The sequence below is a fragment of the Alteromonas sp. S015 genome (genome assembly GCF_036864485.1).
In the GTDB taxonomy this organism is placed as follows: Bacteria; Pseudomonadota; Gammaproteobacteria; order Enterobacterales; family Alteromonadaceae; genus Alteromonas.
Window position 1 is genome coordinate 128,688 of record NZ_JAZETO010000011.1, and the last position, 16,782, is coordinate 145,469.

15 protein-coding genes are annotated in these 16,782 nt (G+C 44.9%); 5 read left to right on the forward strand and 10 right to left on the reverse strand.

Annotated elements, in window-relative coordinates; genetic code table 11:
* Positions 1 to 624, reverse strand: coding sequence for a mechanosensitive ion channel family protein (locus V7R42_RS18675; protein ID WP_334022061.1), 624 nt, complete (start codon positions 622 to 624; stop codon positions 1 to 3).
* Between the two features lie 276 nt (positions 625 to 900).
* On the opposite strand from V7R42_RS18675, the gene rimK reads away from it, so the two are divergent.
* From rimK to V7R42_RS18695, 4 genes are all read left to right on the forward strand, one after another.
* A complete protein-coding gene (gene rimK, locus V7R42_RS18680; protein WP_014950820.1) occupies positions 901 to 1,806 on the forward strand; it encodes a 30S ribosomal protein S6--L-glutamate ligase in 906 nt (301 codons plus the stop codon).
* A 48-nt stretch (positions 1,807 to 1,854) separates the two neighbouring features.
* Positions 1,855 to 2,886: a succinylglutamate desuccinylase/aspartoacylase family protein gene (locus tag V7R42_RS18685; RefSeq protein ID WP_334022064.1), complete on the forward strand. Its 1,032-nt coding sequence runs from the start codon at positions 1,855 to 1,857 to the stop codon at positions 2,884 to 2,886.
* A gap of 17 nt (positions 2,887 to 2,903) precedes the next feature.
* Entirely contained in the window at positions 2,904 to 3,338 is a 435-nt protein-coding gene (locus V7R42_RS18690) for an ATP-dependent zinc protease family protein (protein ID WP_014950822.1), read from the forward strand.
* A gap of 88 nt (positions 3,339 to 3,426) precedes the next feature.
* The gene (locus V7R42_RS18695) at positions 3,427 to 4,398 is read left to right on the forward strand and encodes an amino acid ABC transporter substrate-binding protein (RefSeq protein WP_334022065.1); all 972 of its coding nucleotides are present in this window, start codon (positions 3,427 to 3,429) and stop codon (positions 4,396 to 4,398) included.
* Here V7R42_RS18695 and V7R42_RS18700 read toward each other — a convergent pair.
* Both V7R42_RS18700 and acs read right to left on the reverse strand, forming a co-directional pair.
* On the reverse strand, positions 4,358 to 5,002 hold the full coding sequence (locus V7R42_RS18700; protein ID WP_334022066.1) for a response regulator transcription factor: 645 nt from the start codon (positions 5,000 to 5,002) through the stop codon (positions 4,358 to 4,360). The genes V7R42_RS18695 and V7R42_RS18700 overlap by 41 nt on opposite strands.
* An 18-nt stretch (positions 5,003 to 5,020) precedes the next feature.
* Positions 5,021 to 6,967 carry an acetate--CoA ligase gene (acs, locus tag V7R42_RS18705; protein WP_334022069.1) on the reverse strand — a complete coding sequence of 649 codons (1,947 nt, stop codon included), beginning with the start codon at positions 6,965 to 6,967 and terminating at the stop codon, positions 5,021 to 5,023.
* A 258-nt stretch (positions 6,968 to 7,225) separates the two neighbouring features.
* Here acs and V7R42_RS18710 point away from each other — a divergent pair, with 258 nt between their 5' ends.
* Positions 7,226 to 8,389, forward strand: a complete 1,164-nt coding sequence (locus V7R42_RS18710; protein WP_334022071.1) for a DcaP family trimeric outer membrane transporter — start codon at positions 7,226 to 7,228, stop codon at positions 8,387 to 8,389.
* Between the two features lie 182 nt (positions 8,390 to 8,571).
* On the opposite strand, the gene V7R42_RS18715 is transcribed toward V7R42_RS18710, so the two are convergent.
* From V7R42_RS18715 to V7R42_RS18745, 7 genes are all read right to left on the reverse strand, one after another.
* Positions 8,572 to 9,720 (reverse strand): Na/Pi symporter, encoded by a 1,149-nt coding sequence (locus tag V7R42_RS18715; RefSeq protein WP_334022073.1) that lies wholly within the window; start codon positions 9,718 to 9,720, stop codon positions 8,572 to 8,574.
* A 108-nt stretch (positions 9,721 to 9,828) separates the two neighbouring features.
* Positions 9,829 to 10,881, reverse strand: coding sequence for an aldo/keto reductase (locus tag V7R42_RS18720; protein WP_334022075.1), 1,053 nt, complete (start codon positions 10,879 to 10,881; stop codon positions 9,829 to 9,831).
* A gap of 78 nt (positions 10,882 to 10,959) precedes the next feature.
* Positions 10,960 to 12,018 carry a chemotaxis protein gene (locus tag V7R42_RS18725; protein ID WP_334022078.1) on the reverse strand — a complete coding sequence of 353 codons (1,059 nt, stop codon included), beginning with the start codon at positions 12,016 to 12,018 and terminating at the stop codon, positions 10,960 to 10,962.
* A 248-nt stretch (positions 12,019 to 12,266) separates the two neighbouring features.
* Positions 12,267 to 12,884, reverse strand: a complete 618-nt coding sequence (locus tag V7R42_RS18730) for an ankyrin repeat domain-containing protein (RefSeq protein WP_334022080.1) — start codon at positions 12,882 to 12,884, stop codon at positions 12,267 to 12,269.
* 132 nt (positions 12,885 to 13,016) lie between these two features.
* Positions 13,017 to 14,633 carry a catalase gene (locus V7R42_RS18735; protein WP_334022082.1) on the reverse strand — a complete coding sequence of 539 codons (1,617 nt, stop codon included), beginning with the start codon at positions 14,631 to 14,633 and terminating at the stop codon, positions 13,017 to 13,019.
* Positions 14,630 to 14,806: a hypothetical protein gene (locus tag V7R42_RS18740; protein ID WP_334022085.1), complete on the reverse strand. Its 177-nt coding sequence runs from the start codon at positions 14,804 to 14,806 to the stop codon at positions 14,630 to 14,632. Before V7R42_RS18740 ends, V7R42_RS18735 begins: the two co-directional genes overlap by 4 nt.
* Positions 14,807 to 15,064: 258 nt before the next feature.
* Complete coding sequence (locus tag V7R42_RS18745; protein ID WP_334022087.1) at positions 15,065 to 16,417, reverse strand: alkaline phosphatase PhoX; 1,353 nt, start codon at positions 16,415 to 16,417, stop codon at positions 15,065 to 15,067.
* Positions 16,418 to 16,782 lie beyond the last annotated feature (365 nt).

Consider the following 16,782-nt stretch of genomic DNA (forward strand, 5'->3'; position numbering starts at 1 on the left):
TTAGAATAATTCGTCGTGTGGTTTACTTTCTTCAATTTTAACCACCGGCGTTTCAACGTTCGACTTGGGCACCACTTTCCCCATAGCCCCCCACTTCTCTTTAGGGTTGAGCAACACTGGGCGGGTTAATATTAAGTTATTAGGGTACATCAGTGTCTCACGCTCAGCGGTAAGCAAGCGCGTACTAAATGGCCCTACGTCGGCAATCACACCTTCAATGAAATTATCACCGTCAATAATGCGCACGTAATTACCTCTGCGATACGCTACATTTGTGAGCAAAATAAAATACGCCGTAATATTACTAATAAGTGACCAGCTCGCAAAAAGTGCGACACCAGTTACGGTGATGATAGAAGTGGAGAGAACTAAAAGCCCTGAAAAATCGATTCCCCATGCAAGTAACAATAACGCTAACGATACTGTAGCGACAATTACACGCGCTGCAAAAAGTCCCTTAATAGCACTATTTGATTTAAGTTTTGACTTTACGATGTTGGTTTCTAATTTTGGCAGCAACTTTCGAGACATCGCTAAATAAACGATTAAAACCAAACCACTCCACACGACATTTGACTGGTACTCAGTTAACCACGCCAAAAAACCATGCCACCACTCATTCATTACCCCTGATCCTTACATTTTTTCGTTAAGCAGACTGACCTTAAACTCTGATTTGACGTTTAAAAAGGCCAACGCGCTCTAATGCTAACGTGAATAATCGATCAGTTCATGCATTAAAAGCAATCGACACAACAAGAATTATTCGTAAGACACCCCCGAACACTTACATTAGTATGCGCGCAAAAATGACTTGTCTATTTAACAATCACGTTCTAACGTGACAATAGATTGGTCGATAAAACGACAAAACAAACACAAACTACAGGCTTTTTTAAAATGCGCATTGCAATTCTTTCTAGAAATCCTCGTCTTTACTCTACTTCACGCTTAGTCGAAGCTGGGCAGGCTCGCGGGCATCAGGTCGACGTTATCGATACCATGCACTGCTACATGGATATCACCAGTGCGCGACCTTCAGTTCGCTATAACGGCAAACGGTTGCCTTATTACGATGCAGTAATTCCGCGAATTGGCGCATCGGTTAGTTTTTATGGCACATCGGTCGTTCGCCAATTTGAAATGATGGGCACATACAGCTTGAATGAATCGGTTGCTATCAGCCGCTCTAGAGATAAGTTACGTTCGTTACAGCTTTTATCGCGTAAAGGCATCGGCATGCCCAGAACTGGTTTTGCACACCACCCTGACAAAATAGACGACGTTATCAAAACCGTTGGCGGTGCTCCCGTGGTGATTAAGTTACTTGAAGGCACCCAAGGTATTGGTGTGGTGTTAGCAGACACGCAAAAAGCAGCCGAGTCGATCATCGAGGCTTTCATGGGTCTTAACGCCAGTATCTTGGTACAAGAGTTCATTAAAGAAGCTGGCGGTGCAGACATTCGTTGCTTCGTGGTAGGTGGTAAAGTTGTGGCGGCGATGAAGCGCCAAGCGGCGCCAGGGGAATTCCGCTCTAACCTCCACCGAGGGGGTCAAGCAAGTTTAGTTCGCCTAAGCCCTGCAGAACGCAAAACTGCGGTAGATGCAGCTAAAACCATGGGATTGAACTGTTGTGGCGTAGATATTCTTCGCTCAAACAATGGCCCCGTCGTCATGGAAGTAAACTCTTCGCCGGGCTTAGAAGGTATTGAAAAAGCGACCAACAAAGATGTCGCCAGTATGATCATTGAGTTCATTGAAAAAAGCGCAGAGCCGCACAAAACAAAAACCCGTGGAAAAGGCTAGCGTCCTTTAACCTTTGCTATGCAATAACGTAAATATAGGAAAACGTTAGTGGTAAATGATGTTTTAAGAATTGGGGGTGAAAACATTGCTCCTGGCGAGACAAAAAAGATTGAGTTAGAAATGCCGCCGCTGTACACGGCCACCAATATGAGCATTCCGGTTTACGTTAAGCGAGGAAAGCGACCAGGCCCGGTTATGTTCGTCAGCGCAGCCATACATGGTGACGAATTAAACGGCATTGAAATAGTTGGTCGTCTTATTCGCTCAAAAGCTATCGAGCGTTTAAGGGGAACCCTCATCGCGGTGCCTATGGTTAATGTATATGGCGTACTAAACCAGTCTCGTTATTTACCCGACAGACGCGATTTGAACCGCAGTTTTCCAGGGAGTAAAAAAGGGTCGCTTGCCGGCAGATTAGCCAACTTATTTTTCAAAGAAGTGGTAAGTAAGTGCGACGTAGGCATTGACCTTCACACCGGTGCTATACACCGTAGTAACTTACCACAGATTCGCGCTGATTTAGACGACCCCGAAGTATTGGAAATGGCAAAAGCGTTTGGCGTACCTGTACTACTTAACGCAGAGTTACGCGACGGTTCATTGCGCGAATCAGCCAGTGAGAGCGGCGTTAAAATTCTGCTTTATGAAGCAGGTCAAGCGTTACGTTATGACGAATTTTCCATTCGTGCCGGCGTAAGAGGCATTATTAATACCATGCGTCATTTGGGCATGCTGAACAAAAGCCGCAGCAAAGGTCATAGCATCGAGCGTTTTATAGCGCGCCAAAGTGGATGGGTTCGCGCACCAGAAAGTGGCTTCGTGACACATTTAGCGCAGCTAGGTGACCATGTTGAAAAAGGTGATAAACTGGCCATTATTGCTGATCCGTTTGGCAATTACTTAGACAGCCTTGAAAGCCCTGCAGAAGGTGTTGTGATTGGTAAACAAAATATTCCGCTTACTCAAGAAGGTGAAGCGGTTTATCACATTGCATACTTTTCAGAGCCTGATACGGTTGCTGAACACGTAGAATTATTACAAGACAATTTATTGCCACCAGAACAGGGTCCTGTTTTATAAAATTGGTAGAAAAACTGATGAACAATAAAAAAATTGTTGGTGCGGTCGAACTTTGCGATTTACCTAAACTAGCCATATCTGACTTGAACGTACGCGTTGACACAGGGGCGGCAACGTCTTCACTTCATGTGGACAACATTGAAGAGTTTGACCAAGACGGCGAACTGTGGATTAAATTTGATATTCACCCAGATATTCACAATGTTGAGCGAGTTGTTCGCAGAGAAGCCCGTGTGGAAGGGCAAAAACGCGTAAAGAGCTCAACGGCTACACTTGAGAAGCGCTATGTCATAATTACGCCTATAATAATGGACGGATACCAGTGGGATATTCAGTTAACCCTTACGGACCGCTCTGAAATGACCTACCTGATGCTACTCGGGAGAGAAGCAATGAGTGGTCAATTTATAGTAGACCCCGAGCACGATTTTTTACTGACCGGGAAAGACTAGCAATACAAGTATGCCAACACAGATATTCAGCTTTGCTACCAGTGGCAACTTACAGTAGGTCATGCGTTTTGTGCATGAAATAATAAACATGGACATTTTGAGAAAAGCGTTAAATGCAGTCGCTTTGCTAGTAATTCTACTGACACAATCAAGTAGTTATGCTCAGCAAAAAAGTGTAAATGAAGTAAGTGCTAACTTGCCTCATACTGTTCTTCGTCTACCCAATGTCCATCCTGGGCGCAACGCGGTATACACCTACGCCAAACGCCTGCTCACAGAATCACTTCTTGTTACTGAACCTCAATATGGCTCTTTTGAGCTGGTTGTCAGCGATCAAGAAACAGCGCAAGAACGCCAACTACGCAGCCTTGAACACCATATGCTAGATGTAACGTGGAGCGTTACCTCTACAGAGCGGGAACGTCAGTTTTTGCCTATTCGTATTCCTATTATGGCAGGGCTTTTTGGTAAGCGTGCGCTGTTAGTCAGAGAAGGAGATACACGCCTCAACGATGTGAGGTCATTAGAAGCATTACGCGCATATAGAGCAGTATTAGGCTACGACTGGCCCGACACAAAGATTTTTCGCGCAAACGATATCCCAGTATTGGAAACAACTTACCGAGCTTCGTTTCGCATTGTATCGGAAGGCTTCGCCGATATGTTTCCAAGAAGTGTAATGGAAATCAACGAGGAGCTCTCAGACAAATCTCTTACTCGCGGCCTGACTATCGATGAGCACCTTATTATTTCGTATCCAAGCCCTATCTTTTTCTTTGTAGGAAGCGATAATCAGGCATTAGCAGGACGAATCGCTGAAGGTTTGCTAAGACTTTTCGAAACGGGTAAATTTCAAGCGCTACTGCTAGCTCATGAGAACTTTCGAGAAGGAATGGCCCTTACCGAAGGGCGAACTGTTATTGAAATTGATAACCCTTTACTAAGTGAGCAAAGCCGATTGGCGTTAGAAAAGTTCTTGCCTGAATTTGCTACATCAGAAGCAGTGCCTAGCTTCGACGCTATTGAACCGGTGGCTCCAACTCAAGCTGTGACGCAATAAGCACCGCTTGTGTGCGGTTGTTTATTCCCAACTTTTTAAAAATAGCGGTAACATGTGCTTTAACCGTGGCTTCTGCGATATCTAAATTGAAACCAATTTGCTTGTTTAGCAAACCGTCCCGCATGTAACAAAGCACCTTGTATTGTGAAGGCGTTAGCGACGCAACTCTATCAGCAAGTTCAGAGAACGCTTCGTTCACATCGTCAACGCCCTCGCTTAAATTATCAGGCAACCATACATCACCATCTAAAATAGCTTCTACTGCATTGGCGATATCCTGTGCACTGGCTGTTTTTGGGATAAAACCTAGCGCGCCAACACTGATAATTTTTGAAATAAGTGCGGTGTCTTCGGTACCAGAAACGACTGCCACAGGAAGCTCGGGAAAGAGTTTGCGAATATGTAGCAAGCCGAATAAATCATTGCTACCCGGCATATGTAAATCAAGCAGCAACAGGTCTATATCCTCATTATTGAGAATATCGACCGTGGTGTTTAGATCTCCGGCCTCTTTTAGGGTAAGGGCTGGAAGTGACAACGACAACGCGCCTCTTAGTGCATCGCGATACAGCGGATGATCATCTGCGATCAGAAGGGTTATCATTGTCTATATCCTTAGTTTCTACTTATTTAGACGTTCCTCTATCAGTGTATCAACAACCGATGGATCCGCCAATGTAGATGTGTCACCTAGTTGCTCATGCTCATTGGCCGCAATCTTACGCAAAATACGGCGCATAATCTTACCTGAGCGCGTTTTAGGTAGCCCGCGTGACCATTGAATCATATCAGGCGTGGCAATTGGGCTTAGCTCTTGACGTACCCACGCCTTGAGCTCTTTAGTAAGGGCCTCATCTGCTTCAACCCCTTCATTTGGCGTTACGTAAACGTAGATCCCCTGTCCTTTGATATCATGCGGGAAGCCAACAACGGCAGCCTCAGCTACTTTAGGATGGGCAACAAGTGCGCTTTCAATTTCAGCAGTTCCCAATCGGTGTCCAGAAACGTTTAATACGTCGTCTACACGACCCGTGATCCAGTAAAAGCCATCTTCGTCGCGACGTGCACCATCTCCGGTGAAGTACACTCCTTTGTATGCACTGAAGTAAGTGTTGATAAAGCGCTGATGGTCCCCGTAAACTGTTCGTGCTTGGCTCGGCCAACTGTCTTTGATTACTAGATTACCTTCTGCTGCGCCTTCAAGTTCATTACCATCGGCGTCAAACAGCGCTGGCTGGATACCGAAAAATGGGCGGGTAGCTGAACCCGGCTTTAATTCTGTAGCGCCTGGTAAAGGTAGGATCATGTGTCCGCCCGTTTCCGTTTGCCACCACGTGTCGATAATAGGACACCGGCTCATGCCAATAACGCGGTGGTACCATTCCCATGCTTCTGGGTTGATTGGCTCACCTACCGTACCTAGTAGACGAAGGGATGATACATCACACCCTTCTGCTGGAACGTCACCGTGTGCCATGAGTGCACGAATTGCAGTTGGTGCGGTATAGAGACTATTTACTTTGTATTTCTCTACTACCTGAGCAATGCGTTTAACGTCTGGATATGTAGGCACGCCCTCGAAGAACACCTGAGATGCAGCGTTCACCATAGGCCCGTAGACCATATAGCTGTGGCCTGTGATCCAACCTACATCGGCGGTACACCAATAAATATCATCGTCTTTGTAGTCAAAGGCATATTTAAAGGTCATGGCAGAATAGAGTAGATAACCGCCTGTGGTGTGAACCACACCTTTTGGCGTACCGGTTGAACCCGATGTATATAGAATGAAAAGCGGATCTTCTGCGTTCATTACTTCTGGCTCACACTGCGCCGACATACCGTCCACAGCCTCATGCCACCACACATCGTGTTTTTCATTCCAGTCTACATCGCCCCCCGTTAACTTGTGAACTAAGACATGCGTAATAGACGGGCACGCATTACCGGCCAGTGCTTTATCCACATTTGCTTTTAATGGGATACTTCTTCCCGCGCGGCGGCCTTCATCCGCTGTAATTACCACTTTGGCGTTGCTGTCGTTAATGCGATCGGCAATAGCGTTGGGGGAAAATCCACCGAAAATAACTGAATGCACCGCGCCAATTCGAGCACAGGCTAGCATGGCGTAAGCTGCCTCAGGAACCATCGGCATGTAAATCGCAACACGATCACCTTTTGCTACGCCCATACTTTTAAGCGCATTTGCCAATTTACACACTTCATAATGCACTTGTTGATACGTAATATTTTGACTATCTTCTGGTGAGTCACCTTCCCAGTGAAAGGCGACTTTTGTAGCATTATTAGCCAGATGGCGGTCAATACAGTTATAGCTGGCATTTAACTCACCATCTTCAAACCACTTAATAGACACATCGTTTTCGCCAAACATTGTGTTTTTAATTTTGGTGGGCTTTTGATACCACTCAAGCATAGATCCGTGCTCTGCCCAAAACGCTTCAGGCTGCGCTACAGATTGCTTGTACATCTCATCATATTGAGACGCGGTTAAATGTGTAGACTGAAGAATGTTCTCAGGCACAGGATAAGTTTTGCTGGCGGTCATAAAGATTGCCTCCACTATCAATAATGTAAAAATCTTGTTGTATGGTGAAACACTCTAGCCATTCACTCGCAAAGCAAAATGAGACTTTGGTCTTAGCAGCGTAAAACCAAGGTGCTAATGAACAAGTTAGACTAAACGTATTACGACTATAGTCTTATGCGACCATTGGCTTATTTAAATTTGAGATAATAAGTACACAATCAGCAATGTTAACGTTGAATTTACATTTATTTAACCACATTTTTTGGAACAGACACGATGAAAGCTAAAATAAAAAATACGGCCACAGCAGTAGCGCTGTGTCTAGCAGCATCAACCGGTGCAGCACAAGCAGCAACAATCGGCGACACAAGTGTGAAATTCACAGGCTATATCAAAGTCGACGCTATGGTTAGTGACTACTCAGATGGCACCATTGCGTCAGGTAGCGTAGGTCGCGATTTTTATATTCCTTCACTGACTCCTGTTGGTGGCGTTGACGAAGACCCACAATTTGACGCGCATATCAGAACGTCACGGTTCCGCTTCGCCACATCCACCCCGACCGCTGAAGGCGACACCATCAACGGCGTATTCGAGCTCGACTTTGTCGTAACGAGCGGCGGTGATGAACGTATTAGTAACTCTTATGTTCCTCGTGTTCGTCACGCGTACCTAACCTACAAAAACTGGTTAGTGGGTCAAACATGGACAACGTTCATGGATGTAGGTTCTTTACCAGAGTCACTTGATTTCATCGGTACCACTGACGGTATCACCTTTGGTCGTCAGGTCATGGTGAGATACACCAACGGGGGTTTGCAGCTAGCGCTTGAAAACCCGGAATCTACCATTACGCCGTTTGGTGGCGGTAGCCGAATTACAAGCGACGACAATAGCATTCCGGACTTTGTTGCCGCTTATACCTCTAAATATGATTGGGGTTACGTAAAAGTTGCAGGTTTATTGAGACAGTTGTCTTATGACAACGCCGCCGGCATTGACGCTGACGAAACAAGCTTTGGCGTATCGGTAACAGGTAAATACAACTTATCGAATGGCGACGATATTCGCTTCACTTTCAATACCGGCAAAGGCTTAGGCAGATACTCTGCGCTTAACGCGGTTAACGGTGCTGTTCTTACTGAAAGCGGCGACCTTGAAGCCATAGACTCAACGGGTTACGGCATTGCGTATCGTCACAAGTGGAGTGAAAAAGCGCGCAGCAGCATTATGTTCTCTGCTTTTGAAGCAGACAATGACGTATCACTCACAGGTTTAGCCACTACAGAAAGCACGTATAGTACACGGGTGAACTACTTGTATTCACCAACTAAAGCAATAACTGTTGGTGCTGAATACGCTTTCGCAAAACGCGAAATTGAAGCAGGCCTTGAAGGTGACATGAACCGCTTCCAAGTTTCGGCAAAATACGCGTTTTAATAAGTACAAAGCTTTACAAATTAAAACGGCGTTTCTGAGTCAGAAACGCCGTTTTATTTATTGCATCAATTTCAGGTGCGTTGAAAGTCTACGTTATTATCATACTAATATGCATAACGCCATTGGGTATAACTAGACCGAGCTGATCTTTGCTGCGCAGTTTTACAGCAGCTAGGGCTGTCTTATATTGTCGTAAAAATAATTCCCAGTGGTACTGCAAAGAACAACCCACCCACATACGCGGCGCCGTACATTTTTCTTTCTGCCGCAAGCACAGATAATTGATACGACAAATTGATCGGAATATTACGTAAAACAGGAATCCCATAAATGAGAGTGACCCCCAGAACATTATAAATAAGGTGTACCAGCGCTATCTGTAGAGCAAAGCCGCTGTTCACACCAGCCACTCCTAAGGCTGCAATAAGAGCAGTAATGCAAGTTCCAATATTAGCACCAAGGGTAAACGGGTAGATTTCACGGGCTTTTAATACGCCAGCACCAACTAAAGGTACCATGAGTGATGTGGTCGTTGATGATGACTGCACCAAAACTGTCATTAAAGCCCCAGATGTAATGCCCGATATCGGCCCCTGTCCTATGCTTTTGTGTAGTAAATCCTTCGCTTTACCTACCATAAGCGACTTCATGATTTTTCCCATATAGGTAATAGAAACCATAATAAGTGCAATACCAATCAGTATTTTAGCAATACCAGGATAAACAGAAGGCAAAAACTCAAGTGACTGAGAAACTAAATTAGTTACTGGTTGTGTGGCCGCCTTTATCGGGTTGAATCCACTCACCCCTAGCGCTTCTGGGCTATGAATAAGTGTTACAATTTGGCCACTCAAGTACTCTAAAATACCAAAGGCCATTTCCAGCGGAAGAAATATAAGTACGGAAAGAACATTGAAAAAATCATGGATAGTGGCTGCGTTAAAAGCGCGCTGAAACTCTTCTTTTTTCGCGATATGTCCCAGGCTAACCAAGGTATTAGTAATACTAGTACCAATATTCGCCCCCATCATCATGGGTACCGCTATGGTAATAGGTAGCCCTCCCGCAACCATACCCACGATAATTGAAGTAACCGTACTTGAAGACTGTATTAGCGCAGTCGAAACCATGCCAATTATAAGACCCATTATTGGGTTTGAGGCAAAATTAAAAAGCTCTCTAGCGTGATCACCTGCTGCATATTTGAAACCACTTCCAATCATGCTCACCGCAAGCAGCATGACATAAACAAGAAGTGCGAGAAGCAGCCATCGGTGCCAGTTGTTGTTCTTATCTACAGTGCTGGCTGAAAGTGTTTGTGGGTCAATCATTAGGGTAACGATTACGAGTTATGATATAAAAACCCATACTATTACGACCGTGTGACACAAAAATGACGGGGTATACCCGCCATTTTTCATCAAATAAAGCGCTGGCTATTAAAAGCCTAGAGGGTGATGCCTCAGAACACCATGAATATCGTCTAATGTTTCTTTCGAAAGCGAGATATCAAACGCGTCTATATTTTCTTTAAGTTGAAGCAAAGTGGTTGCACCAATAATTGTTGATGTAACACCAGGCACTTGTTTACACCACGCCAACGCAAGTTGTGAGGGCGTCATCCCTGCTTTTTCTGCAATTTTTATGTATTCCGCTGTAGCTGCCTGCGCTGGAGCTTTGTCTCTAAATAATCCCATACGCTGTGCCAGTGTCCAACGACTACCTTCCGGCCTGGCTCCATTCTGGTATTTACCACTTAACATACCCGTTGCTAATGGCGACCATGGAAGGTAAGCAATACTCTCTAATTCACACATTTCAATTAAATACGGCCAATCTTTCGCATGGAGTAAACTGAACTCATTTTGAATAGAGACCGGAAGCGGCATATCAAGCTCTTTACAAAGTGTAAGAAAGGCATGAATACCCCAAGGCGTGTCGTCTGACAGCCCCCAATGTCTAATTTTCCCTTCATCTAGTGCGCGCTTTATACCCACAAGGATATCACGCATACCATCCAGCTCTTTCTCTCGGTTGGTTTTCGTAGGATCAGCACCGTCTGGCCAGTGTTTACCGAAATGTGGTGTAACTCTATTCGGCCAATGAAGCTGGTAAACATCGATATAATCGGTTTTTAAACGCTCTAAAGAATAGGTGAGAGCGTTTGCGATAGCGTCAGCTGTAATGGGTCCAGCGTTACGGATGTACTTTAAACCGCTGCCAGCAATTTTAGTCATTAAAACAATATCAGAGCGCTTAGATTCATTCCGCGAAATCCAATTACCGATAATGCGCTCTGTATCGCCATAAGTATCTACATTTGGAGGAACCGGATACATTTCGGCCGTATCGACAAAGTTGACACCTTTGTCCAGGGCAAACGCTATTTGCTCGTCTGCATCGCGCTGGGTGTTTTGAATACCCCACGTCATTGTGCCTAAGCACACATCCGACACTTGTAAATCGCTATTTCCTAAGCGGTTAAACTTCATTTTTGCTTCTACCTTGGCTTATACCTTGTTTATGCAACAATAAGTCGACCGCTTAAGAAATGACATTCCCCTCTTTATTCACGAGGTTTTCTTAGTGGCCAACTCGGCTTCAACACTCGCAAGCCGCGCCTCAATATCTCTTTTAGACTCGACCATTTCATTCGCCAATTCTGCGAGTGACTTTAACTCTGCAAACCCTAACTTTCGCGTATCAATCACTTGATACTGACGCTTACAGCGATAAAAGAAAGTAAGAAAGTTAACAAAAGCTCGATGAAATGTCGCAAAACTCTTGATCAATACCAGAATTAACACGACAGACGTGAGCACAGCAATACTTAAACCATAAATACGTACCTGGCTTTCTTGTTGTTCAATCATGGGCTCTAATGCAGAATCGACACCCTTTAACTGTGTCTCCACATTGTGTGCGCTTTGTCTGAACTCTCCGCGAAGGCCTTCATTATGAGTTAAACCAAATGTTGTGAACGCATCCACTAATTGCAAGAGTGCCTCTCTGTATTGAACTAAAGACGTACCCAGCGCCGAACTATTGCGGTAATCAGCAACTAAACGCTCACTCATTTCGTTCATCGACTTTGCATAATACCCTTCTTGCGTTATTTGAAAATTTCGCGTGGCGAGTTGAATATTGACTATTAGCTCTCTTGTTTGCGGGTTTTGAGTCAGCGGCCCTTCGTTGAGCACTTTTTCCAGCTCGGAAATACGTCCTCTCAGGCCGTCATTTTGCGTGAGCCCAATGCGCTCTTGAAGCGAGACAACCTGTTGAAATGCGCTGCTGTAGGCCTCCATTGAGGCAGACAGGCTTTCGACATCAGCCACAGGAAGGCGGTATTCATTGAACATGGGAACAAGGGTAGTAAGTCGCCCCTTGAACAAATACGACTGCTGTAGAAACTTGTCAAAGTAATCGGTGTCGTGGCGAAGTAAAAAGTCCTTTTCGTGTCGTCTCATCTGGAGCAAATCTTGCCCCATTCTCAGTAGTGCGTCTCGCTGCTGATTTAAGCCAATTAAACGCTGTGTGAAATAATGTTGGCTTACCACCAGCATGCCCATTCCAATTACACAGATAAGGGTCATTAAAACCAATCGAGACTTAATTGAATCGAACTTCATGACAAACTCCTCTTGGGAGAACACTAAGCGAACAAGATATAAACAAAAACTAATAAATGTTTAAATTTCGCTAACATACGTCGTTAATATAGGTGCTGAACGTGACATTTTTTATTAAACCTTTGTAGCAATTTTTCACATGTGGTTTGTAATTAAAATTTTGCCTATGAAAGAAGATGACGCCGAAAGAGTAATAATCGGAAATTCACTGTAAGTTGTATTCATTACTTTTTTAGCCTTGCGCATTTTTATCTAGCGCTATGCTCGCGTAGTGCTTTCGCTAGATTGTAGTTCCCTTGCGATAGGGCAATATCTGCCACTGAGTTACCCGCTTTATCTACATGCTTGGCGTTTGCGCCTTTTTCTATTAGGCTGCTTACCATCTCTTGCCTGTTGAAGAGGCTTGCAAACATGAGTGCCGTTTGCCCTTGCACGTTTTCTTTATCAATATCGCAATCAGCAAATACCAGCTGCTTTGCCACACTGACATGACCCTTAAATATAGCGCCCATAAGTGCAGTATTCCCACGGTTGTCTTCTTGACACGGATCTGCTTTCGCCTGCTCAATAAGAAAATTCACTGTGTTAGTGTGACCATGGTACGCCGTAAGAATAAGTGCGGTATAGCCTTTTTCATCGGCGACGTTTACATCTAGCCCGGCGTTGTAAAAGGCTTGCAACAAGGTGCTGTCGCCTTCTCTAGCAGCGTCGAAATACCGCACTTTCAGTGCTTCCATAGATAGCGAAGCTGATTGCGCAGGTTTATCCGTCGCGCTAGTTACTTGTGTTACAGCACTGCTGTCGAAGCTGACTAGAGTGACAATGACGAACAGTGTTGATAGTAGTGAGTGCTTTAAAATAGACATTGTGCCCTCTTTATTTATCGACGCAAAAAGTGGAAAAGTAATATTTGAGATTAGGTAGCTACGCATTGGGTGGACTCTTTACCAACGGTAAATAGTCCACCTTTTAGTACTTCTGACTTTAGTAGCTCTGGTTCATTGCATTAGCGCCGTCAGGCTTTCTGCAACTTGTTTCGCTTTAGCAGCACGCGCAGCCTGCTGTTCCATTAAGTCTTTCGCCGTTTGACGAACTTTAGACATTGGCGCTTTCGCTAATTTAGCTACGCCTTTGCCGTAGTCTTTATCTGCGTTGTACATATAAGCACTAATAATGACGCGGATTTCTTCTTCAGGCACCGATGCCAGTGCTCCACCTAAGTTATTAATCAGGTTTTGCTGCCCTTCTTTGGTTAAGTTTCTGAAAAACTCACCCGCTTGTTTAAAGTTCTGCTCTTTGTAGAACGGAATTTGTTGCGTCATACCTGCAAGCGGCTTGCTTGAATAACGAAATGCTGGGTCTTCGTTAAGATTAAGGCGACGGCTTGGCTGGTAATTCACATCACGCGCAGTGCTAGTAGTACGAAGCTGGCCATGTTGTTCGTGGTTATCAATAACCGCGTTTTTAGGTGCGTTAACCGGTATGCGGTACGCATTCACCCCTAAACGATAGCGCTGTGTATCAGCATACGAGAACAAACGACCTTGAAGCATTCTGTCTTCAGATGGTTCAATCCCCGGAATTAGGTTACTTGGCGCAAATGCCGCTTGTTCAGTTTCTTCAAAGAAGTTATCTGGAACACGGTTAAGTACTAGACGACCAATTTTTTTGGCCGGCACTAGCGATTCAGGCCAAATTTTAGTGGTATCTAGAGGGTTAAACTCAAAGTTATCCAGTCGCTCTGGCTCCAGCTCTTGTAAGTAAAGATCCCAAGACGCAGTTTCACCTTTTTCACCAATTCGCGTGTAGATGTCGGTAGTATGCGGCTGCATATCCATTCCCTGCACTTTCATGGCTTCTTCATTGGTGAAGTTCTTGATTGGCTGGTTCGACTTCCACGTGAACTTCACGTACTTGTAATTACCTTCGTCATCAACAAATTTGAAAGCATGAACACCTGAACCATCCATATTTAGATAGCTTGCGGGCGTGCCGTAGTCAGAGAAAAGCATTGTTAATGTGTGCGTTGACTCTGGTACGTGTGAGAAGAAATCAAAAATGCGCTTAGGTTCTTGCTTGTTCGTTACCGGCGATGGTTTAAATGCATGCACCATATCTGGGAACTTGATTGCATCGCGAATAAAGAAAACCGGGAAGTTATTTCCTACAAGATCCCAATTACCTTGTTCGGTGTAAAACTTCACCGCAAAACCACGCGGGTCGCGCAGCGTCTCAGGTGACAGATGGCCATGTACTACCGATGAAAAACGAACAAAAACGTCGGTCTTTTTGCCAGCAGATTGAAACGGCGCAGCCAATGTTTCATCTGACAGGTCAACAAGATTTTCATAATACCCATAAACGCCGGTTCCACGGGCGTGAACGACACGCTCTGGGATACGCTCACGGTCAAATGCCGCTAACTTTTCAATAAGGTGAGAATCTTGTAATAAAACCGGCCCCCATGGCCCCGCTGTTTGCGAGTTTTGATTATCGCCTACTGGTGCGCCGTTCTGACGCGTTAATGTATCGGCACTTACGCCAAGGGTAAGCATGCTGGCAGCCACGCTGCCTAATACAAATTTGGCTAAAGTTGATTTCACTGAGTTTCTCACAGCTGTACTCCTACATGAAGGTTGGGACGAGGTTTAGGGGCTTTTACTTCTACGCAAACTTGGTCACCGTAGTAGTTATCAGCGTAATTGCATTGCGTTCGAGTGGATTGATTCGTTGTGGAGGAAACACGTTGGCTATTCGCCGTTGTTAGCTTTTTTAATAGTGCGCTCATTTCGCTCTCCTTGTTAAGTTGAGAGCATTATCGTTAATTGGTAAAAACTATTAAAACGGGTTAAAACGATTCACACAATCAATTTATTGAATTATAAAGGTGCTAGGTAATCGAGAAAAGGTATGGAAGCGAGTAAACGATGCGTGACGAAAGAAAGACAGATAGAAATTCACAGTGCAGGTTTAGAGATAACGGCACCATTTAAAAACAATAGGAATAAACGGCGCAGTTAACTAAATAAATTCGAACCTCTAATCTCTAACCTTTAAGCCATGGCCCGGTTATAGCTAAAGTTTTGGTGGGCGAGTAAATATTCACGAAGAGCGTTTTACCGTCAGGCGAGAAACACGCGCCAGCAAGTTCAGTTTGCGCATGGAGTTTGGCAAAGTTGTACACTTCTCCGTTTGGTGTAACACCACGCAGATGGTTATCAACAATGTCGGTATATTGGTCTTCACACACCAGTAGATGCCCATTTGGACACACTGTTAGGTTATCACCAAAGTTATACAAGCTCTTGTCTTCACTTTCTAAAAACAATTGAAGCTTGTCTTGTTTACCATCAGCAGAAGGAACAAGTTTCATTACCTGCCCTAGCTGCTTTTCCCCGCCATTAGTACAGCAAAAATACAGTTCATCTTCTCCCCAATGTATACCTTCCCCGCGAGCGAATAAGGCAGCGCCTTTTTCATATCCTCTCACACGTAAGTCATCGTTCGGGCTTTCTGGATTGTCTAACGCTATCCACTCTACGTCGAACCACGTTGCTACGGGCATAGCATTGGAACGCCAGTTACGTGTATCGAACTGAGGGCTATTTTTAACGACTAATGCTTCTAATTGGCCGCCAGCTGCCAAGTTTCCGTATTCATTAGGTACAAAGCGATATAGCAAACTATCGCCTCTATCTTCGGTTAGATAAACAATGCCGGTTGTGGGGTCAACACAGGCCGCTTCGTGATTAAATCGCCCCATCGCTTTAAGCGGTTTAGCCTCAATGAGTGAGTCAGCATTTGCGGGTACTTCAAATATGTAGCCGTGATCTTTGTTAACCACATCGCCGTTCGGGCCATGAGGTCGGTCTACCGATTCCTCACACGTTAGCCACGTGCCCCACGGCGTAATACCGCCCGAGCAGTTTCTTACCGTTCCAACAAGGCTGATAAACTCTCGCTCTACCCTTTTGGTGGTATGGTTATACACCATATTTGTGGTTCCGCCTGGTAAAGCTACGCCATTATGATAGTTATCATAGGCTAGCTGGCTAGTATGCTTTTGAATAGACTCAGGCTGTACACTTAAATGTTTAGGATGTAGTTCGTGGTTACGTATAAGCGCCACTTTATCGCTAGTACCTTCTACCGGTAAACACCCCATGCCATCTGCTCTGTCTGGTACGTGCATACCATCTGACATGCTATTTCCAAGGCTAGATATAACCTTGTAGCTAAAGCCTTTAGGTAAATCGAGAAGCTTTTGGGGGTCGGCGACTAGTGCGCCATAGCCTTCGCTAATCGGCATTGACGCCAAATTCAACGTCTTACCAAAAGCACTGCTAGCCAGGCCACCAAATGCCAAAGAACCCACTAAAAACTGGCGTCGTGTAATCATGAAAATCTCGTTAAACAATAAAACCGGGCATGATAGCCATTAATTGTTACAGTATAACAACACTATAAGAAATCATTGGCAAGTGAGATTCGCACTTTATAGGCAGACAGCTTGGGGAAAGCGGCTAATGGTGAGGAAAGTGGGTTGATGTCGGAGCGCTTACTTAAAAGCAAGGATGGGTTTACGGCGAGCTCCCTCTCACCAAGCTTTATAGATGCCAAAGGGGTGGCGCTAATTCAATCTAGAACTCTCAGCTGCATGGATGCAGCTGCGAAGCCCCCATGGATGGGTACACGGCGTGTTTCAGAGGGCACAACAATCACGAACTAAATCACAGGCATAAAAAAAGCGCACCTAAGTGCGCT

Bases quoted from the DNA above. Each gene is read 5' to 3' on its own strand.
- rimK (WP_014950820.1), top strand. From the start codon at position 901: ATGCGCATTGCAATTCTTTCTAGAAATCCTCGTCTTTACTCTACTTCA.
- V7R42_RS18715 (WP_334022073.1), bottom strand. From the start codon at position 9,720: ATGATTGACCCACAAACACTTTCAGCCAGCACTGTAGATAAGAACAAC.
- V7R42_RS18725 (WP_334022078.1), bottom strand. From the start codon at position 12,018: ATGAAGTTCGATTCAATTAAGTCTCGATTGGTTTTAATGACCCTTATC.
- V7R42_RS18730 (WP_334022080.1), bottom strand. From the start codon at position 12,884: ATGTCTATTTTAAAGCACTCACTACTATCAACACTGTTCGTCATTGTC.
- V7R42_RS18720 (WP_334022075.1), bottom strand. From the start codon at position 10,881: ATGAAGTTTAACCGCTTAGGAAATAGCGATTTACAAGTGTCGGATGTG.
- V7R42_RS18745 (WP_334022087.1), bottom strand. From the start codon at position 16,417: ATGATTACACGACGCCAGTTTTTAGTGGGTTCTTTGGCATTTGGTGGC.
- V7R42_RS18740 (WP_334022085.1), bottom strand. From the start codon at position 14,806: ATGAGCGCACTATTAAAAAAGCTAACAACGGCGAATAGCCAACGTGTT.
- V7R42_RS18710 (WP_334022071.1), top strand. From the start codon at position 7,226: ATGAAAGCTAAAATAAAAAATACGGCCACAGCAGTAGCGCTGTGTCTA.
- V7R42_RS18675 (WP_334022061.1), bottom strand. From the start codon at position 624: ATGAATGAGTGGTGGCATGGTTTTTTGGCGTGGTTAACTGAGTACCAG.
- V7R42_RS18690 (WP_014950822.1), top strand. From the start codon at position 2,904: ATGAACAATAAAAAAATTGTTGGTGCGGTCGAACTTTGCGATTTACCT.
- V7R42_RS18695 (WP_334022065.1), top strand. From the start codon at position 3,427: ATGGACATTTTGAGAAAAGCGTTAAATGCAGTCGCTTTGCTAGTAATT.
- V7R42_RS18700 (WP_334022066.1), bottom strand. From the start codon at position 5,002: ATGATAACCCTTCTGATCGCAGATGATCATCCGCTGTATCGCGATGCA.
- acs (WP_334022069.1), bottom strand. From the start codon at position 6,967: ATGACCGCCAGCAAAACTTATCCTGTGCCTGAGAACATTCTTCAGTCT.